This is a genomic window from Lysinibacillus sp. NPDC097214 (assembly GCF_050277945.1).
Lineage (GTDB): Bacteria > Bacillota > Bacilli > Bacillales_A > Planococcaceae > Lysinibacillus > Lysinibacillus xylanilyticus_B.
The window spans coordinates 390833-409522 of the sequence record NZ_JBNNSS010000005.1 but is presented as its reverse complement, the minus strand read 5'-3'; the positions used below and the strand labels follow the sequence as shown (position 1 = coordinate 409522).

Sequence of the window (18690 nt, the reverse complement as noted above, 5' to 3'; positions counted from 1 at the left end):
GATTATAGAGCGATCTTTTAATCGCTCTATTTTCGTTTAATCCTCATATTGTGCAGTAAGGTTAATTTGATATTTGTTCAAATTCATATACATAAAATTTCTTGTATCTGCAAATAACAAGAACAAATGGAGAAAGGATTTAAATGTATGAAAAAAATAATAATTGTTTCCTTACTTTTAATGAGTCTCCCGTTCATAAATTCTGCTTTTGCAAAAACAGATACAGAATATTTACCTCAAGATCAACCTCCGAGTGTATTAGAGTTAGCATTTTTACGTGAATTAGGCCCATCTATCCTTGAAGCCATGTCTACACACGGAAACAAGCAATTATTCACATCTGAACGAATCGAAAAAATTAATAGAAATATTCAGGAAGACTATTATGATGTAACGTTAAGAGTGCTTGGTTACGAAGGTCCCATAAATCCTCCTTATACACAAATACGCATTACTTTTCGTATCCCTGCTGGAGACTTTAAAAATAAGAATAAAGTGATTTCATATGTGGCCAAAAATATTACTCCAGAAGAATTCAAAAAGCTATCTGAATTTACAAATTGACTAAGGAATTGTTTACTGAACAATATCTTTCAAATCTTCACTTATCCCACCCTACGCAAATTACTAATCTGCTCAAGCTCCTTCCCAATGTTAATAGAATATTTAATTTTACAAATACAAAAATTTTTATCCAACTCTTCACTTGGTAAAAAAATGGTGTTGTCCATTTTCACCCGTAGTACCTCACTTATCGCTTTTGATGCAGTTTTCAAAGCAAAAGAAAAAGCCTCCATCCTAAGATGGAGACTTAATTTCATAAAATTGTTCTTTAATAGAACTCACTACCCATTGATTATTTCTCTTTGTAAGTAAAACATCTTGTCCCAAAAATCCAGACTTTCCAGGTACCCCTTGACTGAGAGTGATTTTCATATTCGTTTCTTTTGGATAAGAATATGCACCTCTTTGTTTGGACATATCCGTATAACGTAAGTTCCCTATAATAATTAAATTAATCATTTCATCAGTGAAGTATGGTTTTAAATATTGTCTTTTTTGAGCGACATTCGCTACATTATTTACTTTATTAATGGCTTCACCAAGCAGCTTAAAGCCGTCCTTATAGAACAGTGGTTGAGCATAAACAGTGATACTCTCCTTCACCTGCTCCTGCTCTGAAAATAATCCGGCAATCCGGTTGTATTGATTCCAAGTAGTTTTGTATCCTATTGCATCACCGATAAATCTTATCGGTAAAAAAATGCTTCCATTTTCTAAAAGTAACGATACATCCATTTGAAGCTGCTCATTATTGACTTTAAGTATCTTGGAGCCAAGTGTCATTTTGATCACTTTCTTGTCTTTGATAAAAGTGGCTGTTTTCGTTGCCCCATCCCAGCTTACTTGCGCCTTTATATTTTCGCCTACAGCTCGAATAGGTGCGTAAAGTCTTCCGTTTACCACTTTACCATTAAATATCTCGGTATCCGTTTTACCATTAAAAATCTCGTTAACAGTTCCACTTGCATATCCAGTACTATTCCCTGTACCGAAGTGGCATGTTGCTATAATTACTATTAAACAACAAACTACTAACCTTTTCATTTTACCCAAACTTCATTCAATCCAATCTTTCATTATTATTCTACTATTTCATATTAATAGCAATTTTATTATACATATTTTATCCATTATTAACTATTGGTAAATAATTCATGAGAATACTGGTACTACAATGAAATAGTGGCTGGGCAGGTCGGTCGTCGGTCATTTTTCCCCTAATATTTAGGTTTTAATAAATACCAAAGGAAAAAACCATTACCTGTCAGACCTCCCCTTCAGTTTACATCTCTTACTTCCTTATCACCTAATCTTGAAAGTATGGCAACTGTAGCAATATATAGATCTTTAATGATAATATGAGATTATTTAAATATTTCATAGTTTAGGAGACGATTATCAATGTCATTGGAAGAAAAAATAGTGCAATTAACTAAAGAAACACTCGTTGATCTAGTAAACCTTCGTTACGATAAACTTAAAGAAGAGAATAAAATTAACGATGAAACTGAGGAGCTTTTAAAAGAAGTTATTCAAATGCAAGGTATTCTTACTCTACCACCTAGTGATGAAGTAATGGACATAGATGTATACGAATATAATGATAATAGTGGTTTTGGTACAGAAATAAGTTTTTTATGGTTTGACGATGAAGAAAGTCCAATAGTACTTTTTTGCGAAGCTAAAACAAATGCTGAAAAAACTGAGATAACTGAGTTTTATATCGAAACCATCGATGTATAAAAAGGGGCAATTAAGCCCGTTATCAATTACCCCATCATCTGCTCGACGATATTAACAAATTGGAACAATTTTCTCATAGTTCACTCTCAAAACCACATCAAACTCTGCCCTCTCATCACACACAAAGTGGTTTGGCTGTTTGATGCAGTATTCAAGCAAAAGAAAAAGAAAAACACCTTGGTAGGTGTTTAAAAATTAAATAGGTTTAACTACTATGTATTATTCGTTTTTCTTTAGCTCCTCTTTATCTATATTGTCCTTTGTTAATAGCTCAATAATTTTTTTATTTTGTTCAACTTGAATATTACTATTTAAAGCGATCATTCTTAACCACTTAAACAATAATGCTATTAAAATTATTAGTATAAGTAAAAACAACATTTCTCTATCCCACTCCTTGCTTTAATTATCCATCTTAGTATACAGTGAATTATCCAAAGAAAAGGATATTATTCTATCCAAATAATAAAAAACCTGACCGTGCTAGGTGAAAGGCTCCACAAGGTAAAAATATATAATTGTCGAGTTAGCTCATTTCTCACACACGTTGCATTTCTCTGTTTCCAGTAACTCGATCCACAAGATTTTGAATTCCTAACAGGTTATAGCGATGATAAAAAAGAAGGGGTAAATATTAATACAAAAATGAATATATATTCTGATATCATACAAAAACTTCCCAATCACAGATAAAGTGGTTGAGCTAAATTTAAAATAGGCAGGGAATATATCCTGCCTATCTACTTAAGCATTATTACTTACTTGCATTAACGGAGCAGTCAAATTACCGTTTGAGGTTATATGTAAATCGTTGCGTAGTGGTAGTTGAGTATTACCTGTTGGCCTGAAAACTTCATCTACTTTGGTGCCAAAACTTAGAAACTTCGACCATTTCATAGCGTCCTATTGTTCGAGTACTATACGGACTAATTTCGCTATATTAAGATATACTAGACGTTTTGAAGGAGGTACATATTATGGATACCAACAATATATACATTAGGAAAATGACTAATAATGATTATGGTTTAATGGCTAAATGGTTGAGTACGAAAGAAGTTTTAGAATTTTATGGGGATATCAATTCACCATTTTCAATAGAACAAGTAAGGAAGAAATATGAACCACGTGTACGTGGTGAAACCCTAGTTTTCCCCTTTATTGTTGAGTTAGACGATTCCCCAATAGGATTTATGCAATACTATAAACTTCAAGCAGAAGAACTAAAAGAATTGGGCTATTTACATAATCAAGTGGTTTTTGGGATTGACCAATTTATCGGTATCCCTAAACTGTTTAATAAAGGCTATGGAACAATTATGGTTAGTAAATTTATTGAACTCATTTTTAAAATTACTGACGCCAAAATTATCATATTAGACCCTGAAGTTTCTAACGAAAGAGCTATTAGATGTTACGAAAAATGCGGGTTTACAAAAGTTAAAAAAATTAATAATGAACGTACTTTGTTAATGGAATTTATCAACACTAAAAACTAACTCTATATTCTCATCTGATGTATAATTTCTTTTATTTCCGAACATTCCATTGGATCCTAAGCGAATTTTAGGGATCCATATTTGAACAATATCTGGTCACCCAAATGGTCATTAAACCCGAATGACCATTACGTTTTAAAATTTCATTTACTACATCAACATAGGGTTTATCTGTATTCATCACAAAAACTTAGCGCTGCTTTATAGCAACGCTTTTCTTAATGTTGCTGCACTTTTTCTTTCAATTACTCCCCAGAGTGTATAGTTCATATTTGAATGACGCAGTTAAAGCGATCTAATATTAGTTGGAGTATAATTTTAATAGCTCGAGTATTGGTAAACTATTAGTATCGTTTACATTAAAAAAATATGGTAATTGCCACTTTTGTGTTGCTATCGCTTGTTTGCTAGTGGGAGTATCCCAACTAGGATAAACTCTGATTGCCATTTTCCCCTTTGTATTAGCTGTTTTAAGGATGTTTTGTTTTAAAAGAACCTCTTTTGGAAAAACGAATTGGCCAAAATCACCATTATCATGAAAAGTATTTATTACCAATAAATCAGTGGCATTGTCATATGAAAATGCTTGATTTTTATTAGCTTCATCCTTTTCCCAAAAGGAAACAAACTGTCCTATTTTGGTTGGTGTTATTTTTGCGACTCTAAATCTAATCGATTTAGAATTTAACTGAAATACCCCGCCGCCATAATCTGAATTTTGAGTTTCTTCATGTATGTTTTTTATAGTTAAATGATTTGGTTCATAAAGTAATTCATTAACATATGTTAACGTCTTATTAAATTTATTCACAGTTATTCTCCTTATCTCATACTACGATATACTAGTATACCATCCACCGACTTATTACTGTAATTATTCGGTAAGTATTTCTATTCCCCGATTCATTTTAATAATTTATACTTTCTAGGAATGAGGGAAGATTTTTTCAATGAGAAGCAATTTACTATCAAAGTTTAATGCCTTTGCCAAAAAATTAAAACAAAATTCATTTGTACTTTACTTGTCTTATAAAGACCCAAGAACTCCATGGTATGCAAAGCTTGTAGCAATTCTTGTAGTTGCTTATGCTTTTAGCCCGATAGATTTAATTCCAGATTTTATTCCTATTCTAGGGTTTTTTGATGATTTGATAATTGTACCTTTAGGAATTATATTAGCTTTAAAATTAATTCCACCACATGTGATTGAGGATCACAAAGAAGCTGCTGAAGAGTTAAAACAATGTGAAAAGCCAAAAAATTGGTTTGTTGGCATTCTTTTTATAATTGTTTGGGTTATCTTTGGAGTTTGGATTTGGAAAATTATTATTCATCACATTTAACGTATTGTTCAGCAAAATTCACTCTTCCTTGCTGAACAATATCTTTCAACTATTTACTTCTCCTCTGCATAATTACTACTTTGTTCAAATTCTTTCCAATCTCTTTAACTAGTAATAGGCTTGCATTTTATAGTTACTTTACGTTTCGTGATCTAACTAACCTTTAAATTTAGTAGGGGTATCCCCTAATCTACCAATCCGAATAGTAGGAGGTATTAGAATGACTCTTAAGATTGTTAAAACTTTTTTATCTATCCTTATTGTGTTCTTGTATTATTTAGGCTTGTGGTCAGCTAACTCTACTATAAAAATTGTGTTATTCTTTATTATGATTCTCTTTATTTATGAATTAGGTGTTGAAACTGGTAAAAAACAAAAGAACAGGATCTAACAAGAAAATTTTGCAGAGTTCTTTCGATTAATCCCAAGCCCCGTTTCGTTTCATCACTTCTACAACCTTACTGATCCATGATGTTATTAAAGTAGTTCACTTATATTGAACAGTCCTTTCAAATTTTGAAAGGACTGTTTTCATTTCAATAAGGCAAATTAAATCGAATAGTTGTAGATACCTCCGTTTGATAAAGAGCTACCTGAAGTTGTTATTTCTACAGATAGAAGAGTGCAACTATTTATATGTACGATTTACCAGTTCTACGGTATTTCCATCTAGCCTTACTGCACATTTTCTTTCAAATCTTCACTTACCTGCGTAAATGATTAATTCGTTCAAGTTCTTTTCGATTCTAACTACTATATGTTTGATCCCCTTTGCCCAAAGCTTTTTAATTAAAGAAAGATCTATACAAAACATTACAAGGTAAATAAAAAAAATGACCAGTATCTCTATTATGAAGAGAGTCCTGGTCATTTTGTATAGGGTCAATCCATTTTTCTATAATTCAATTACGTCTAAATAGTAGAGCGACATCACGTTTTAAAACTTCGAAGTAAAGTCTTAGATTACTTTCTTTTATTTTTTCCAAGTTTCTCGTTTCCACGTTTAAAATTCCCTGTAATTTTAGCTAACAATAACTGTACTGCTGTTTGATTGTCTTCAACTTCTTTGATTCTTGCGATAAGACGCTCTGCCTCCCTATCCTTTACAATTTTAATCTGTTTACCTTCATTATCTATTACTACCGTTCCTTTTTTCGTTATTTGATAAGCAAATGGTTCTTCGCTTAATCTGTTGCGTTTATCTATTTCGCTCACTACCCATCACCCTTATTTTTTAGTTTCAAATATTATATTCAAAAAAATCTGGTGGTTCACTTGTTTACTTTTTTTCTCAATATGTATATGGTGTATGAAATAATGTTTTAATTGCAAACCATTAAACTGATTTGTAGTGTAGATAAACAACGCGGTTTTTCGGCGGGTGTTTGGACACCCGCTGAAAAGCAACTTATACTCCATACTCCCATTCATCTCATTACCTATAAAGGTGGTAGCTGACGCTTTGCTTTCGCTACTAAAAGACAAAAATGAGAAGTTGTGCCGATGAATGCTGTATCTATCCCTGCTTTACTAAAAGCTTTTTCAATTCTTTCGGCAGTGGCATATTCAATAAATTTAAATTTTAAAAAAGTTAGTAGAACAAATTAAAAACGTAAATATACTAGAATTTAGAGCGATTATTAAATCGCTCTTTTTATAGATTAATCCTCGACATTTCCATTTCCCAAAATTTTGCACCAAAACACTTACCACTTATTTTAAAAAAGCTTTTATTTTTCCTTCAATTACTTTAATATCGATAAGGGCACCCCAAAAAAAGAGATAGAGGTGCTAAAATGTACGGTATTATTAATTATGAAATGTTTTTATTAACAGGGATATTATTAAATCTAATCCCTGGTGCGGACACCATGTATATTGTTGGTAGAAGTATTTCACAAGGTAGAAGAGCTGGTACTTATTCTGTGTTTGGTATTATAACTGGCTCCTTAGTTCATACGTTATTAGTTTCTTTTGGCTTATCGATCATACTTACAAAATCTATTGTATTATTTAATACTATTAAAATTATTGGGGTTATTTATCTCGTTTATCTCGGGATTAAAATGATACTTGATAAGTCAAATATAGGTTTCGAAGCGTCATCAAAAAAATTAAACTTAAGAAAAATTTATATACAGGGACTTTTAACAAGTCTTACGAATCCAAAAGTTTCTTTATTTTTCATTGCGTTTCTCCCGCAGTTTATAGATGTTAGGGCATCAGGTCCTATTCCTTTTTTAATTTTAGGACTTACTTTTACAGTAACTGGCTTACTGTGGTGTTTATTTGTTGCTTATTTCTCTTCGTACGTTACTAAAAAACTAAGAGGAAACCAAAAGGTAGGATTAGTCCTGAATAAGATAACAGGAACGATATTTATATTTATGGGGTTAAAGCTGCTTCAAACGAGAGCTCCCCATTAAACTTGTAAAATAGAACACTGCCCCCCTAATGAACAGTCCTTTCAAATGTGAAGGGACTGTTCATTTATTAATATCAGTTCTTTTCTTTTACTGTACATTTTCTTTCATAGGAGCACAAAGCCCCCACATCACGCGATCATCTGATTTACAATATTATGCTTAATACGTCCAATATTCATTCATTGCTAATAAAGCCATCAAAGGGCATAAACCAATTCTTAGCTGTAGCGTGTGACGCCGCTGCGGCTTTTTCTATTTGGTTCAGAAAATGTTTATATCTAAATGTTAGCCTACTATTAGAAAGGTAGGTGGTATCAATGTTAGAACCAATGGAATTTCTTATTAATCAAATACTAGAAAAACATAATGTAAAAAATGAAAATTTAGCCAAAGCACTTATAGAAATTTTTGATGCTAATCACAAACTTTCTCAACAAAAATCTGTTATAGACTTTGTGTTAAAAGATGGATTACATTAAAATGCGAACATTAATCATTTCTGCAAGAGTCACATCTAGAATGCTGATTTTTGCAGACCTTCTTTCTAAAAAATCACTACTCATTTTGTGCAAAATCCTCAAAGTGTCAGTAATTAAATTTATCCACCGTTCTAAAAATTTCCTAATTATGTTATTCTTTGATATACGATAATTCACATTTTAGGAGGAATCTATATATGAAAAAACATACTACAATTGGAAAATTCATTTATTGGATAGGCTTCTTTATGTGTATGAGTGGACTTGGAACGTCACTCGGTCCACTTAATTACAATTCATTTATTCCGAACAAATCTGCAGCACTAATATACATTTTTATAGGAACTGCTTTTTTGTTAACTTCAAACTTTTTTAAAAACAGAACTAATCGATAACCAAATCTTTTTTCTTTACTACACAATTTTTTTCGATCGAATCATCACTAAATAATCTCGTATTCATCAGGACTCAATCCACCACTTACATCGTAGTAAGGGCTGTATCCAGAAACATTGTATTCAACATTTTACGAACATACAACGTATCCCCCAATCCTCCCAATAAATATCTTTTAACGCTCGAAAACGAATCGGTTTATCAGTACGTTCATTATCAATTAGCGCTACATCTACACGATGTTATGCTGTGCTATTTCGATGGCTCATGAATTTTATTCTCTGAACATTTTCTTTCTGACGTATATACATTATGGAAATCTTAAAATGGTCTATTAACCATTTTCTTTTTTTGTAAAACAAAATCATTACTTAATAGACAAATTGCCATTCAAATTTCTTTGTTAAATCATATATTAATAAAGTAAGGTTATTGTTACCTTAATAAAATTGAAATGGCGGTATTGATAATGGGTGATATTATAAATATTAGAACTAGTTCTGATTCCTGTGGTAAACATGAAAAAGGATCCAGCCATCGCTGTAAAGGTTGTGTTTGTGATCAATTAAGACGTTTACAAACTCAAACTGAAGTTGATCTCTTTTTATTAGGAGGTCAGGTTATAGAAGACGTTGTTTTTATTACCTTTGATCCAAATAATTGTTGTGCTTTCTTCAATGATCCAACGACAGAACCTGGTTCAACAATTATTGTTGACTGTCAAGATATTCAAGCTATCCGAATTGAAGCAGACTAAGCTATAAGAGGTCACTCCTTTCCAGGGTCATTTTTTTCCGAATGACCTTATTTATAATTCCGATTCTCATATATTTGTAATCATTTTCTATAAATTAAGCAGCTCTTATTCATTATCAACTGCTCTAGACATTTTTATTGGAGACCTAGGCAAATTACTTGAGCTCTTTCCTCTTTACATTAGCTCCCCTTCCTGAACATTTTCCTTCGACTATTCATTTTTCCATTCCCTTAAACTAAGTTGTCCTTTAGCAGCAACTGGATTTAATACTTGTAAGCCGCCCACTTCCCATGAATACGACTTTATGTATTATCATCAAATGCCAAATGCTACCACTAAATCATCGACCGTTTTTCCTTTAGATAAAAATGTAGCTTCAACTTTGAAGCACAGAAATCATCACAAACATCTTTATCAATCAACTTATCTACATGTATGGGGTATTAGCCCATACCTAAAACTTCCGCACTACCGCTTATTCTTCACTTCCCCCTCTAAAAGCTCTCCGAAACCCCTCACTAGTAACAGCTCTACAAAGAATACAATAAAACGTAATACTGTATTCTTCAATCAAAATAGTGGAAATAGATATTGCTAAACGTATAAATGCTGATATTACTTAAAATACTAATCATCCATAGGAAACTATTACTAAAAATGATATATTATACTAGAAATATATTAATAGGAGCTGAGTTTTTGGAATTAAATGCCTCAAGAGATGATATAGCGCTGAGAGGAAAGCGAGGTTTACATTTTATCCTTGCTTCAATTTTTATTTGGAGTACAATTTTTATAATATGGTTACTTCCAATAAAGGATATATCAACTAGAAATTTTTTAACATTTTGTTTTACCGCAATACTTTTACCATTAGCTTTTTTAATTTCTAAATTAATTAAAGCAGAATTCTCAACTAAAGATAATCCGTTAAATAATTTGGGGATCATATTTTCCTGTAATCAAATTTTATATATTTTGATTGCAATATGGATTTTTCAAGCTGTTCCTGAAAAATTAATAATGATATTAGCTATAATATTTGGAGCTCATTTATTGCCTTTTGGATGGTTATTTAAATCTAATGCATATTTTGTAATGGCTATAATTGTTTCCTTAACTGCTTTCGTTATAGGAATTAATTTTGATCCAATAATATTGTCAGTTGTTATGATCTTTTTAGAAATAGTATTTTCTATATGGTTATCATTTGAAATAAAAATGTTAAACCGTAAATCAAGGTAGCCAAAGTGCCACAAAGATACCAAAAAAATATAAAATTTCATATAAAAAGAGATCTAAATTTGCTAAAGACGAATCCAATTTGAACAATCTTGTTTCAAATTGGATTCGTCTTATTTAGATTAGAGTATTTTTTAATCAAACTTTACTTCAAAGTTACACCTGGTACATTGCATTTTCTTTCTGATACGATCCTCAAATTGTTTATTAAGTTTCAGACTTTCGAGGAAAGAAAATACCTTCAATTATAAACCCTTGAAAGCTTCAGTTTGTTCCTTAATTCCTTTTTCTGCAGCAAATCTTTCAATACTAGAAGCACCAAAAAATCCAACAATTCCATCTACTTTTTCAATAATATAAGCAGCATCTTCTGGTTCTGCAATTGGACCTCCATGGCAAATTGCTAATATATCAGGATTTACAGATTTACCAGCATTAATAATTTTTTGGATTCGATCGACACAGTCATCTAAAGTTAATGCAGTTTGTGCACCAATCGTTCCTTTTGTTGTTAATCCCATATGGGCCACTAAAATATCTGCACCCGCTTCAGCCATTTTCTTTGCTTGCTCTTCATCGAAGACATATGGTGTTGTTAATAAATCTAGTTCATGTGCCTTTCTAATCATATCTACTTCTAAATCATAGCCCATTCCTGTCTCCTCTAGATTTTGACGGAAAACACCATCAATTAAACCAACTGTAGGAAAGTTTTGAACGCCACTAAACCCTTGATCTTTCAGCTGCTTTAAGAAAACTTCCATCACTTTAAAAGGATCTGTTCCATTAACACCCGCTAGTACTGGAGTATCCTTCACAACGGGTAATACCTCATTACCCATTTCAACAACAATTTGGTTAGCATCACCATATGATAGTAAACCAGCTAGGGAACCACGACCAGCCATTCTATAACGGCCTGAATTGTAGACAATCAACATGTCCGCTCCACCAGCTTCACTACTTTTAGCTGTAATACCTGTACCAGCACCAACACCTAGAAGAATATTTCCTTTATTGATTTCTTCTTTAAAACGTTTCAATATTTCTTTTTTCTGTAACATGGTTGTTTTCCCTCTCTTTATTTTCTATTAATTCAATTAATTTTCTCGCTGCAGCTAGTGCAAACTCTTCACTATTTATGTCCGTATTGATTTCAATCATTTCCACTTTACTTTGATCAACATTCTCTCTTAAAGTATCAAATAGCATTCGATCTTCCTCTAAACCGTAGAAAGGTTGCCCTTCAACATCAAGACCTGAGAGCCCTTTTAGCGGTATAAATAATGCTGTATATCCATTAGCTAAAGCTAATTTTTCTGCAATTATTTCACCTATTTGCTTGTTCTCTTCAACCGATGTCCGCATTAAAGTAACTGTTGGATTATGCTTATAAAATTTCCGTCCTTTAAATTTATCAGGGACCGAATCAAATGGACCAAAGTTAACCATATCTATTGCACCCACTGATACAACTTGTGGAATTTGTTTTTTGGAAGCTGCCTCTAAACGATGCGGTCCCGCTTTCAAGACACCTCCAATTAACTCATCAGCCCATTCAGTAGTCGTTATGTCAAGGACACCATCTATAAATCCATTAGCTATTAAATTCTCCATTGTACGACCACCAACACCTGTTGCATGGAAAATTAATACCTCATATCCCCTAGCTTCTAAGAAATCTTTAGCCTGATTAATACAAGGTGTTGTCAGACCAAACATAGTTGCAGCAATAAGTGGTTTCTTTTTCACGATCGTTTTATTGTCAAAGTTAAGCATACCTGCTATCGCAAATACTGCATTTGTAAATATTTTAGTCGAAATTACATTTAATCCAGCAACATCTACTACGGATGGAATCATAATAATGTCACTAGTTCCTACATATGGCTCCGTATTACCAGAAGCAACTGTTGAAACCATCACTTTAGGAACACCTATTGGTAATGCTCTCATACCAGTTGTTACGATAGATGATCCTCCAGTACCTCCAAAGGAAAGTACACCGTCAAATTTACCTTCTTCATATAGTTTTGGCAAAAGCAATTCCATCCCTTTTGCAAGAACTGCTGTTGCATTTGCTCGATCTCTTTTTGCAGCAATTTCATGTATATCCTCTTCAGCTGCAGCCGCTACTTCAGCATTTGATACGTCAGGCTCAAATGCTGGATTAAAAACACCTGTATGAATCGTAAAAGTATTGAAACCTAACGATTCAATCAACTCTTTTACATATAAATATTCTTTTCCTTTTGAATCAAATGTTCCAGCCAAAGCAATTGTTTTCATATCATCTCTCTCCCTTCTAGATCTTTAAAACGTCAAAATAATCATATAAGAAAGCGATTACATTTATTACTCCATTCCATAATAACGTTTTCTTTCGGGAGAGTTAATGTGTTTTTGTTCTATAAACTTGTCTCTTTGTTATTTTTTAAATAGTTTTTAGGTGACACCCCTTTATATTTTTTAAATATTTTACTAAATTGAGTATAATCGGGATATCCTACCATTTCGGCAATATTGTTCAGCGGTATTTTTTCCGATCTTAGTATTTCGATTGCGCGATTAAGCCGAAAGTTAATAAGATATTCAGTAAATGAAATACCCATCTCTTTTTTAAATAATGTGCTTAAATAAGAGCGAGACAAATTTAATATTTCCGCTACTTCATTCAATGAAATTTCGTCCATATAATGTAAGCTGATAAACTTCTTTGTAAAATTAATATAGTCATCTTGGTTTCCTAGACCATCAGTAATTTTACTAATTAATTCATCCAATTGAAAATCGTCCGTTTGTTTAAATGATTTCGTAATATGTATGAGCGTTTGTTCATTTGGAATCCTTTCAAAAACAGAACCTCCGATGTAACCCATAATAGAAGTATCATCGTACATATACTGAACATCGATTGGTTTATTAACCGGACCTCCATAAATCATGTTAATAATCTTTGGATTCAGTTCATTACATCTATTAAAAATAGTTACCGCCATCCTTTTGGCAGCCTGTAAAGATAAAATCTTTTTAGCGCCTAGTGACCCACCATTCGTTAAACCTAAGTGAACACAAATAATATCTGCGCCCGCTTCTACCATGCGTATCGCTTGCTCCTCGTTAAATACAAAAGCCACAGTAAACAACCCTTTTTCACTAGCGATACGAATAGCTTCTATCTCTTTTTCATATGTAATCCCTTGTTCCTCTAATGCTTCTCTAAAAAGCCCATCTACTAGACCAATACTTGGATAATTATTAATGCCTGCAAATCCCTTGTTCTGAATTAAATCGATATAGCTATCTAATTCAATTGTTGGATCTGTTGCACATAAACCAAAACAAACAGGAATTTTTTTCATCATAGGAATGATCTCTTTACATGCAAAATCCATAACAACTTCATTACTATTCGCATACGGTAAGAAACCAACTAATGAACTAACCCCCATTAATCTGTATCGTCCTGAATTTAGAGCTAAAATAAAATCAGCGCCACCTTGTTCTGCGTATTTAGCTGTCATTCCAGAACCTGCAGCAACGCCTAAAATATATCTATTTTTATTAATTTGTTTATGAATATTATTTATAATTTCATACTTCTTATTTAGTTTGTCCTCCATATCATTTACACCTCTACTATTCCATTGTTTAGTTTTCAGCTATTTAATCTTTCTACTCTTTTAGTGTAATGTACATTATCTCTTATACCAAAGCTATAAATGTCTACTAGACCCTTAGATTTCCAAACGTTAAAAGATGAATAACATCTTCAAAAACCACTCTTCCTAAATCCCCCATATTCTTTTTACATCGACCAATTCTTGCCCATTGAATTCCATTCGATATATGTCGGGCTTTGTTGTATGTAATAAAAAATCCAAATCGTATCTACTATCATAAAACCCCATCATTAACGTCATCACAGCCCCATGTGTGCCAATTACAACTTTCTGTCCTTGATATGTGTTTATTATCTCTTTTAAGACTTTTATAGCACGTTTCTGGCAGTCAGCATTTGACTCTCCTCTCTCTAGAGCATAGGTAGGGTCAGAAAATGACTTTTGTAATAAAGGGAATAATTCCTTGTCAGTGATTCGCTTATCTCCTGCAATAAATATTTGCTCTTTTAGATCTTCAAATATAATTACCTCTTTTTCTATTTGATTAGCTACTTCCTGAACTGTTAGGACTGCGCGACTATACGGACTAGAGATAACAGTATCAATCCCTTCTTTTTGTAGAATATCTGTTATTCGTTGAGCGTCTAATCTACCTTTTTCAGTCAATTCTCTCGTTCTCTCATTTCCGTCTTTTGGTGAATCTCCATGACGTACCATATATACGAATGTTTTCATACTACCTCCTAAAATTAGTTTTTGACCTAAACCATTTTTGTGACGAAGATAAAAATCGATATTGCTCTGAAGGACTTCTACTGTTTATCTTCTGATATCGGTAAGATTGTAGAATATTTAATTTCTCTTAAAGATAAGTTAGTTTGAATACGGGATATGCCCATCCTATTCAATTTTCTTATAAAGCTATCTAATTCTTTTCGATCTCTAATAATAACCTTTAAAAGATAATCATACTCTCCTGTTAAACAGTGGCATTCTAATATTTCGGTCATTGTTTTCAAGGTATTTTCCAAAGCTTCTAATTCTTTCGCTTGATGAATATTGGTACTCATGAAAACATAGCACAGTAAATCGAATCCCAGTTTCTCAGGATTTAAAATCGCAACTTGTTTGTCAATAAATCCTTCACTTTCTAAACGTTTTATCCTTGTGTGGGTTGCAGGCGGAGACAAATTTACACGTCTCGCTATTTCTGCATTACTTATTTGAACCTCTCTCTGTAAAATATCTAGTATATGAGTATCCACACTATCTAATAATTTTCTTTCCACATCTTTCATATAATTTTCTCCCCTTTTTTTATTCGAAATTTTAGCCACATTCGACAGCTATTATTAATTTTATTCTGCAAAACTTTATTTTTCTTTCCATTGTTTTGATTTTCATTAACTATACAAAATATTATACTGCCAAAATAGCAAAAGTGTTATGATTCTTTTATTAAATGTAACTTGTTGTACGTAAGACAATCAAAGGAGAGATAGTGATTTGATAATGAATGTTTATGTTTTATTAATGCTTTTAACTAGTTTACTTTGGGGGGGCAATTTTGTAGTGGCCAAATCTCTTGTGGATCATGCCTCGCCATTAACATTGACGAGCTTAAGGTGGCTCATTGCCATTGCGGCCCTTTTTCCAATGGTATGGTGGAAAGAAAAAAAACTGCTTCCCACTGGATCTGCCCTTCTTCCTTTATTTTTAATGGGCATTACAGGTGTAGTATTGTTCAATATCTTTCAATTTTTAGCATTGGAAAGAACTACATCGACGAATGTTGGTCTCATTTCAACATTAAATACAATTTCGATTGCGTTTTTTTCATTTGTTTTTCTAAAAGAAAAAATGAATAAACTTCAAGCACTTACAATGCTATTTTCGTTGTTTGGTGTTCTTCTCGTACTATCAAAGGGGAATATCACTTTCTTATTGTCTTTTCATCTTAATTTGGGTGATTTATGGATGATTGCAGCTGTATGTGTATGGGGAATTTATTCCGTTTGTAGTAAATGGGCATTAAAAACTACTTCGCCTCTAATGTCTACTTTATATTCAGGAATATTCGGACTTCTTGTACTATTGCCGTTTAACCTTAAGGATTTTACCATTTCCAATGTTAATCATTCATTTATTCTATCGCTTTTATATACTGGGCTTATCTCCACTGTTGTTTGTATGGTACTTTGGAGCATTGGTATTCAAAAATTAGGGGCAACAACATCCGGTGTTTTCCTTAATTTTAATCCGATTTTCACGGCACTTTTAGCGTTTTTATTTTTAGGAGAAAGCATCTCCTGGACTCAAGGGATTGGAGGAGTGATTGTTATTATTGGCTGTTATTTATTTTCACATTTTAAGACAAAAACAACATATATCAATTATGCCTCGGCAGAAAGTAGCTACAAAAAAATGTCAACAAAATTTGTTGACACTCGTAACTTACAGTGAATTATATTTTTTCACTTCTAAAGGAATAGATAGTACATATAAATCTACAGCATATGTAGTAATCGTAATCCCTTTACCTTCTTCAGTAAATTTTGCTTGAAGAAAACGTTCCGATACTTTTCTTTTCCCCCATCTTTTAGGGAACCATTCAAACCCTAACATAAAATTTATCACCTTTTAGTATTTTCTTTTATTAGACCAAAACGACAATTTGAACTGCATCCCGAACTAACAATTGGGATGTAGTTTTTATAAGCACCTAAAGAAGTTCTCGTTTTTTTGGAATTAATTTCATTTTAATATAATGTTTTATAATTTTCAAAAAGGCTTTTGGCCCTTATCATTTATGAAAGTTCACTGTCATGTTGATAATGTAGCAATTCCTTTCCCCTTTTGCCTTAGTACATAGTTTATACTTTATAGAAGATGTACTATGAGTCCAAACCAATGTTCTACTACTGAAACTTTGACGTTAGAAAATAAATGTACGAGGTGAATTAAAGATGGGAAATTGTTGTAGTAGCCCTAAAAAGAATAGCAATGCAAACGCTATTATTTGTCCGTCTTGCAACAATAAAGCTAAAAACATACAACTAATAACAATAAAGTCAATGGTTAAACCATCTGTATTAGAATCAATAAATGCTATGGAAAATCACTATTTTTGTTCTACTAAAGATTGTCATGTTGTTTATTTTGATACGAATAATAAGGAGTACTCATTATCTGATATAAAGGTAACTGTACATCAAAAGGATGACACATTAAGTACACCGGTTTGTTATTGTTTTGATTGGACTAAAGACAAAATTAAACACTATGTTGAAAATGAACTGACTCCTAAACCATTAGAACATATTCGTGCAAATATAAAAGAAAACCGTTGTGGCTGTGAAGTAAACAATCCTCAAGGTAGTTGTTGCTTAGGGAATGTTACGAAATATATGAAAAGTCTAGCCTAGATAGGAATAAAAAGAGGTCCTGAAATCCTGGTAAAACAGGGTTTCAGGACCTTTTTCTTGCGCGTAAAAATTGTTTACCGAAGTATTTTATTCTCCCTTATATATTGGCTAATCAATTAATTGATTAAACTTTTCTGTAGGGAAATCAACTCCTAGTTCTTCCATTTGTAATTTTGCTTTCTTAATTAATTTTGTAGCCTCTTTTTTTGTTTCATCATCTAAATTCTCGAATCTTCCGTCTTTTCCATTACGGGTTGGAAGGGGTACTCCTAAGTCTTTCAGTTGTTTATCCGCTTCCTCCTGAGTTAAGGCACCCTCTTTAACTTGTTTCATAATTTCTTGTACTTTTGTTTTTGTTTCGTCATCTAATTTCGCGAATTGTTCGCCTTTTCCTTTATGAGTTGGAAGGGTTACTCCTAGATCTTTTAGTTGTTTATTCGCTTCCTCTTGAGTTAAGGCGCCCTCTGTAACTTGTTTCATAATTTCTTGTACCTTTGTTTTTGTTTCATCATCTAAATTCGCGAATTGTTCGTCTTTTCCAATATGGGTTGGAAGGGTTACTCCAAGGTTTTTCAATTGTTTGTCCGCTTCCTCCTGAGTTAAAGAACCCTCTTTAACTTGTTTCATAATTTCTTGTACCTTTGTTTTGGTTTCATCATCTAAGTTCGCGAATTGTTCGCCTTTTCCAATATGAGTTGGCAGGGTTACTCCAAGATCTTTCAGTTTTGTATTCGCTTCCTCCTGAGTTAAGGCACCCTCTTTAACTTGTTTCATAATTTCTTGTACTTTTGTTTTTGTTTTATCATCTAAATTCGCGAATTGTTCGCCTTTTCCTTTATGTTTTGAAGATAATGACACCCCTAAGTTAGCTAGTTCAGTCCTTAGGTTGTTTAAAATTTCATCAACTTTTTGTTGTGTTTCAGCATCCAAATTTTTGTGTTTATCTACATTTTCTGTTTCCTTTTGATTTGTAGCTGCGAGAGTAGGAATCGTTGTACCGCCAAATATCCCTAATGTTAAGGCTCCTGTCATAGCATAAATCGAAAACTTACTTCTTATTTTCATTCTTATTCACTCCTTGAATTAGTGTAACGAGGTATCTACCCCTAAGCTTAGATTTAACTAAGCTATATCTACACTATATCGACGAAGTGTGTCAGCAGTATGTCAAAAGGACAGAATTTTTTAAAAAA

Annotated in this window: 25 protein-coding genes; 12 read left to right on the top strand and 13 right to left on the bottom strand. The window is 32.5% G+C overall.

The window, feature by feature from the left end; translation table 11 throughout:
* Window positions 1-147: 147 nt before the first annotated feature.
* A complete protein-coding gene (locus tag ACQKMI_RS14645; RefSeq protein WP_427490058.1) occupies window positions 148-564 on the top strand; it encodes a DUF3888 domain-containing protein in 417 nt (138 codons plus the stop codon).
* 41 nt (window positions 565-605) lie between these two features.
* Here the strand turns inward: ACQKMI_RS14645 and ACQKMI_RS14640 are convergent, their stop codons facing one another.
* Complete coding sequence (locus ACQKMI_RS14640; RefSeq protein WP_427490056.1) at window positions 606-776, bottom strand: hypothetical protein; 171 nt, start codon at window positions 774-776, stop codon at window positions 606-608.
* 22 nt (window positions 777-798) lie between these two features.
* Window positions 799-1608: a copper amine oxidase N-terminal domain-containing protein gene (locus ACQKMI_RS14635; protein ID WP_427490054.1), complete on the bottom strand. Its 810-nt coding sequence runs from the start codon at window positions 1606-1608 to the stop codon at window positions 799-801.
* 357 nt (window positions 1609-1965) lie between these two features.
* Here ACQKMI_RS14635 and ACQKMI_RS14630 point away from each other — a divergent pair, with 357 nt between their 5' ends.
* Window positions 1966-2307 (top strand): DUF7668 domain-containing protein, encoded by a 342-nt coding sequence (locus ACQKMI_RS14630; protein WP_427490052.1) that lies wholly within the window; start codon window positions 1966-1968, stop codon window positions 2305-2307.
* 219 nt (window positions 2308-2526) lie between these two features.
* On the opposite strand, the gene ACQKMI_RS14625 is transcribed toward ACQKMI_RS14630, so the two are convergent.
* Window positions 2527-2649, bottom strand: coding sequence for a hypothetical protein (locus ACQKMI_RS14625; protein ID WP_427490050.1), 123 nt, complete (start codon window positions 2647-2649; stop codon window positions 2527-2529).
* A 402-nt stretch (window positions 2650-3051) separates the two neighbouring features.
* Window positions 3052-3204, bottom strand: coding sequence for a hypothetical protein (locus ACQKMI_RS14620; RefSeq protein ID WP_427490048.1), 153 nt, complete (start codon window positions 3202-3204; stop codon window positions 3052-3054).
* 80 nt (window positions 3205-3284) lie between these two features.
* Here ACQKMI_RS14620 and ACQKMI_RS14615 point away from each other — a divergent pair, with 80 nt between their 5' ends.
* Complete coding sequence (locus ACQKMI_RS14615) at window positions 3285-3806, top strand: GNAT family N-acetyltransferase (protein WP_427490046.1); 522 nt, start codon at window positions 3285-3287, stop codon at window positions 3804-3806.
* Window positions 3807-4107: 301 nt separating this feature from the next.
* Here the strand turns inward: ACQKMI_RS14615 and ACQKMI_RS14610 are convergent, their stop codons facing one another.
* Complete coding sequence (locus ACQKMI_RS14610; protein ID WP_427490044.1) at window positions 4108-4617, bottom strand: MepB family protein; 510 nt, start codon at window positions 4615-4617, stop codon at window positions 4108-4110.
* A 139-nt stretch (window positions 4618-4756) separates the two neighbouring features.
* Between ACQKMI_RS14610 and ACQKMI_RS14605 the strand changes: the two genes are divergently transcribed.
* Both ACQKMI_RS14605 and ACQKMI_RS14600 read left to right on the top strand, forming a co-directional pair.
* Complete coding sequence (locus tag ACQKMI_RS14605; RefSeq protein WP_427490042.1) at window positions 4757-5149, top strand: YkvA family protein; 393 nt, start codon at window positions 4757-4759, stop codon at window positions 5147-5149.
* Between the two features lie 220 nt (window positions 5150-5369).
* Complete coding sequence (locus tag ACQKMI_RS14600) at window positions 5370-5540, top strand: hypothetical protein (protein WP_427490040.1); 171 nt, start codon at window positions 5370-5372, stop codon at window positions 5538-5540.
* Window positions 5541-6112: 572 nt separating this feature from the next.
* On the opposite strand, the gene ACQKMI_RS14595 is transcribed toward ACQKMI_RS14600, so the two are convergent.
* Window positions 6113-6364 carry a hypothetical protein gene (locus ACQKMI_RS14595; protein WP_427490038.1) on the bottom strand — a complete coding sequence of 84 codons (252 nt, stop codon included), beginning with the start codon at window positions 6362-6364 and terminating at the stop codon, window positions 6113-6115.
* 581 nt (window positions 6365-6945) lie between these two features.
* On the opposite strand from ACQKMI_RS14595, the gene ACQKMI_RS14590 reads away from it, so the two are divergent.
* From ACQKMI_RS14590 to ACQKMI_RS14570, 5 genes are all read left to right on the top strand, one after another.
* The gene (locus ACQKMI_RS14590) at window positions 6946-7575 is read left to right on the top strand and encodes a LysE family translocator (protein ID WP_427490036.1); all 630 of its coding nucleotides are present in this window, start codon (window positions 6946-6948) and stop codon (window positions 7573-7575) included.
* Window positions 7576-7892: 317 nt separating this feature from the next.
* Window positions 7893-8054: a hypothetical protein gene (locus tag ACQKMI_RS14585; RefSeq protein WP_427490034.1), complete on the top strand. Its 162-nt coding sequence runs from the start codon at window positions 7893-7895 to the stop codon at window positions 8052-8054.
* A gap of 197 nt (window positions 8055-8251) precedes the next feature.
* The gene (locus ACQKMI_RS14580) at window positions 8252-8449 is read left to right on the top strand and encodes a hypothetical protein (protein WP_427490032.1); all 198 of its coding nucleotides are present in this window, start codon (window positions 8252-8254) and stop codon (window positions 8447-8449) included.
* Between the two features lie 470 nt (window positions 8450-8919).
* On the top strand, window positions 8920-9207 hold the full coding sequence (locus tag ACQKMI_RS14575; protein ID WP_427490030.1) for a hydrolase: 288 nt from the start codon (window positions 8920-8922) through the stop codon (window positions 9205-9207).
* A gap of 699 nt (window positions 9208-9906) precedes the next feature.
* Entirely contained in the window at window positions 9907-10452 is a 546-nt protein-coding gene (locus tag ACQKMI_RS14570) for a DUF7010 family protein (RefSeq protein WP_427490028.1), read from the top strand.
* A 242-nt stretch (window positions 10453-10694) separates the two neighbouring features.
* Here the strand turns inward: ACQKMI_RS14570 and ACQKMI_RS14565 are convergent, their stop codons facing one another.
* From ACQKMI_RS14565 to ACQKMI_RS14545, 5 genes are all read right to left on the bottom strand, one after another.
* The gene (locus ACQKMI_RS14565) at window positions 10695-11513 is read right to left on the bottom strand and encodes a phosphoenolpyruvate hydrolase family protein (protein ID WP_427490026.1); all 819 of its coding nucleotides are present in this window, start codon (window positions 11511-11513) and stop codon (window positions 10695-10697) included.
* Window positions 11479-12738 carry a Tm-1-like ATP-binding domain-containing protein gene (locus ACQKMI_RS14560; protein ID WP_427490024.1) on the bottom strand — a complete coding sequence of 420 codons (1260 nt, stop codon included), beginning with the start codon at window positions 12736-12738 and terminating at the stop codon, window positions 11479-11481. Before ACQKMI_RS14560 ends, ACQKMI_RS14565 begins: the two co-directional genes overlap by 35 nt.
* 119 nt (window positions 12739-12857) lie before the next feature.
* Complete coding sequence (locus ACQKMI_RS14555) at window positions 12858-14072, bottom strand: phosphoenolpyruvate hydrolase family protein (protein ID WP_427490022.1); 1215 nt, start codon at window positions 14070-14072, stop codon at window positions 12858-12860.
* A 165-nt stretch (window positions 14073-14237) separates the two neighbouring features.
* Window positions 14238-14807 carry a histidine phosphatase family protein gene (locus ACQKMI_RS14550; RefSeq protein ID WP_427490020.1) on the bottom strand — a complete coding sequence of 190 codons (570 nt, stop codon included), beginning with the start codon at window positions 14805-14807 and terminating at the stop codon, window positions 14238-14240.
* A 77-nt stretch (window positions 14808-14884) separates the two neighbouring features.
* Window positions 14885-15370, bottom strand: a complete 486-nt coding sequence (locus ACQKMI_RS14545; RefSeq protein ID WP_427490018.1) for an Lrp/AsnC family transcriptional regulator — start codon at window positions 15368-15370, stop codon at window positions 14885-14887.
* A gap of 214 nt (window positions 15371-15584) precedes the next feature.
* On the opposite strand from ACQKMI_RS14545, the gene ACQKMI_RS14540 reads away from it, so the two are divergent.
* A complete protein-coding gene (locus ACQKMI_RS14540; protein WP_427490131.1) occupies window positions 15585-16535 on the top strand; it encodes a DMT family transporter in 951 nt (316 codons plus the stop codon).
* Here the strand turns inward: ACQKMI_RS14540 and ACQKMI_RS14535 are convergent.
* Window positions 16527-16697, bottom strand: coding sequence for a hypothetical protein (locus tag ACQKMI_RS14535; RefSeq protein ID WP_427415489.1), 171 nt, complete (start codon window positions 16695-16697; stop codon window positions 16527-16529). The two genes, ACQKMI_RS14540 and ACQKMI_RS14535, sit on opposite strands and share 9 nt — an antisense overlap.
* Window positions 16698-17038: 341 nt before the next feature.
* On the opposite strand from ACQKMI_RS14535, the gene ACQKMI_RS14530 reads away from it, so the two are divergent.
* On the top strand, window positions 17039-17497 hold the full coding sequence (locus ACQKMI_RS14530) for a putative iron-sulfur cluster-binding metallochaperone (protein WP_427490016.1): 459 nt from the start codon (window positions 17039-17041) through the stop codon (window positions 17495-17497).
* Between the two features lie 108 nt (window positions 17498-17605).
* Here ACQKMI_RS14530 and ACQKMI_RS14525 read toward each other — a convergent pair whose 3' ends face one another.
* The gene (locus tag ACQKMI_RS14525; protein ID WP_427490014.1) at window positions 17606-18562 is read right to left on the bottom strand and encodes a hypothetical protein; all 957 of its coding nucleotides are present in this window, start codon (window positions 18560-18562) and stop codon (window positions 17606-17608) included.
* Window positions 18563-18690: the final 128 nt, after the last annotated feature.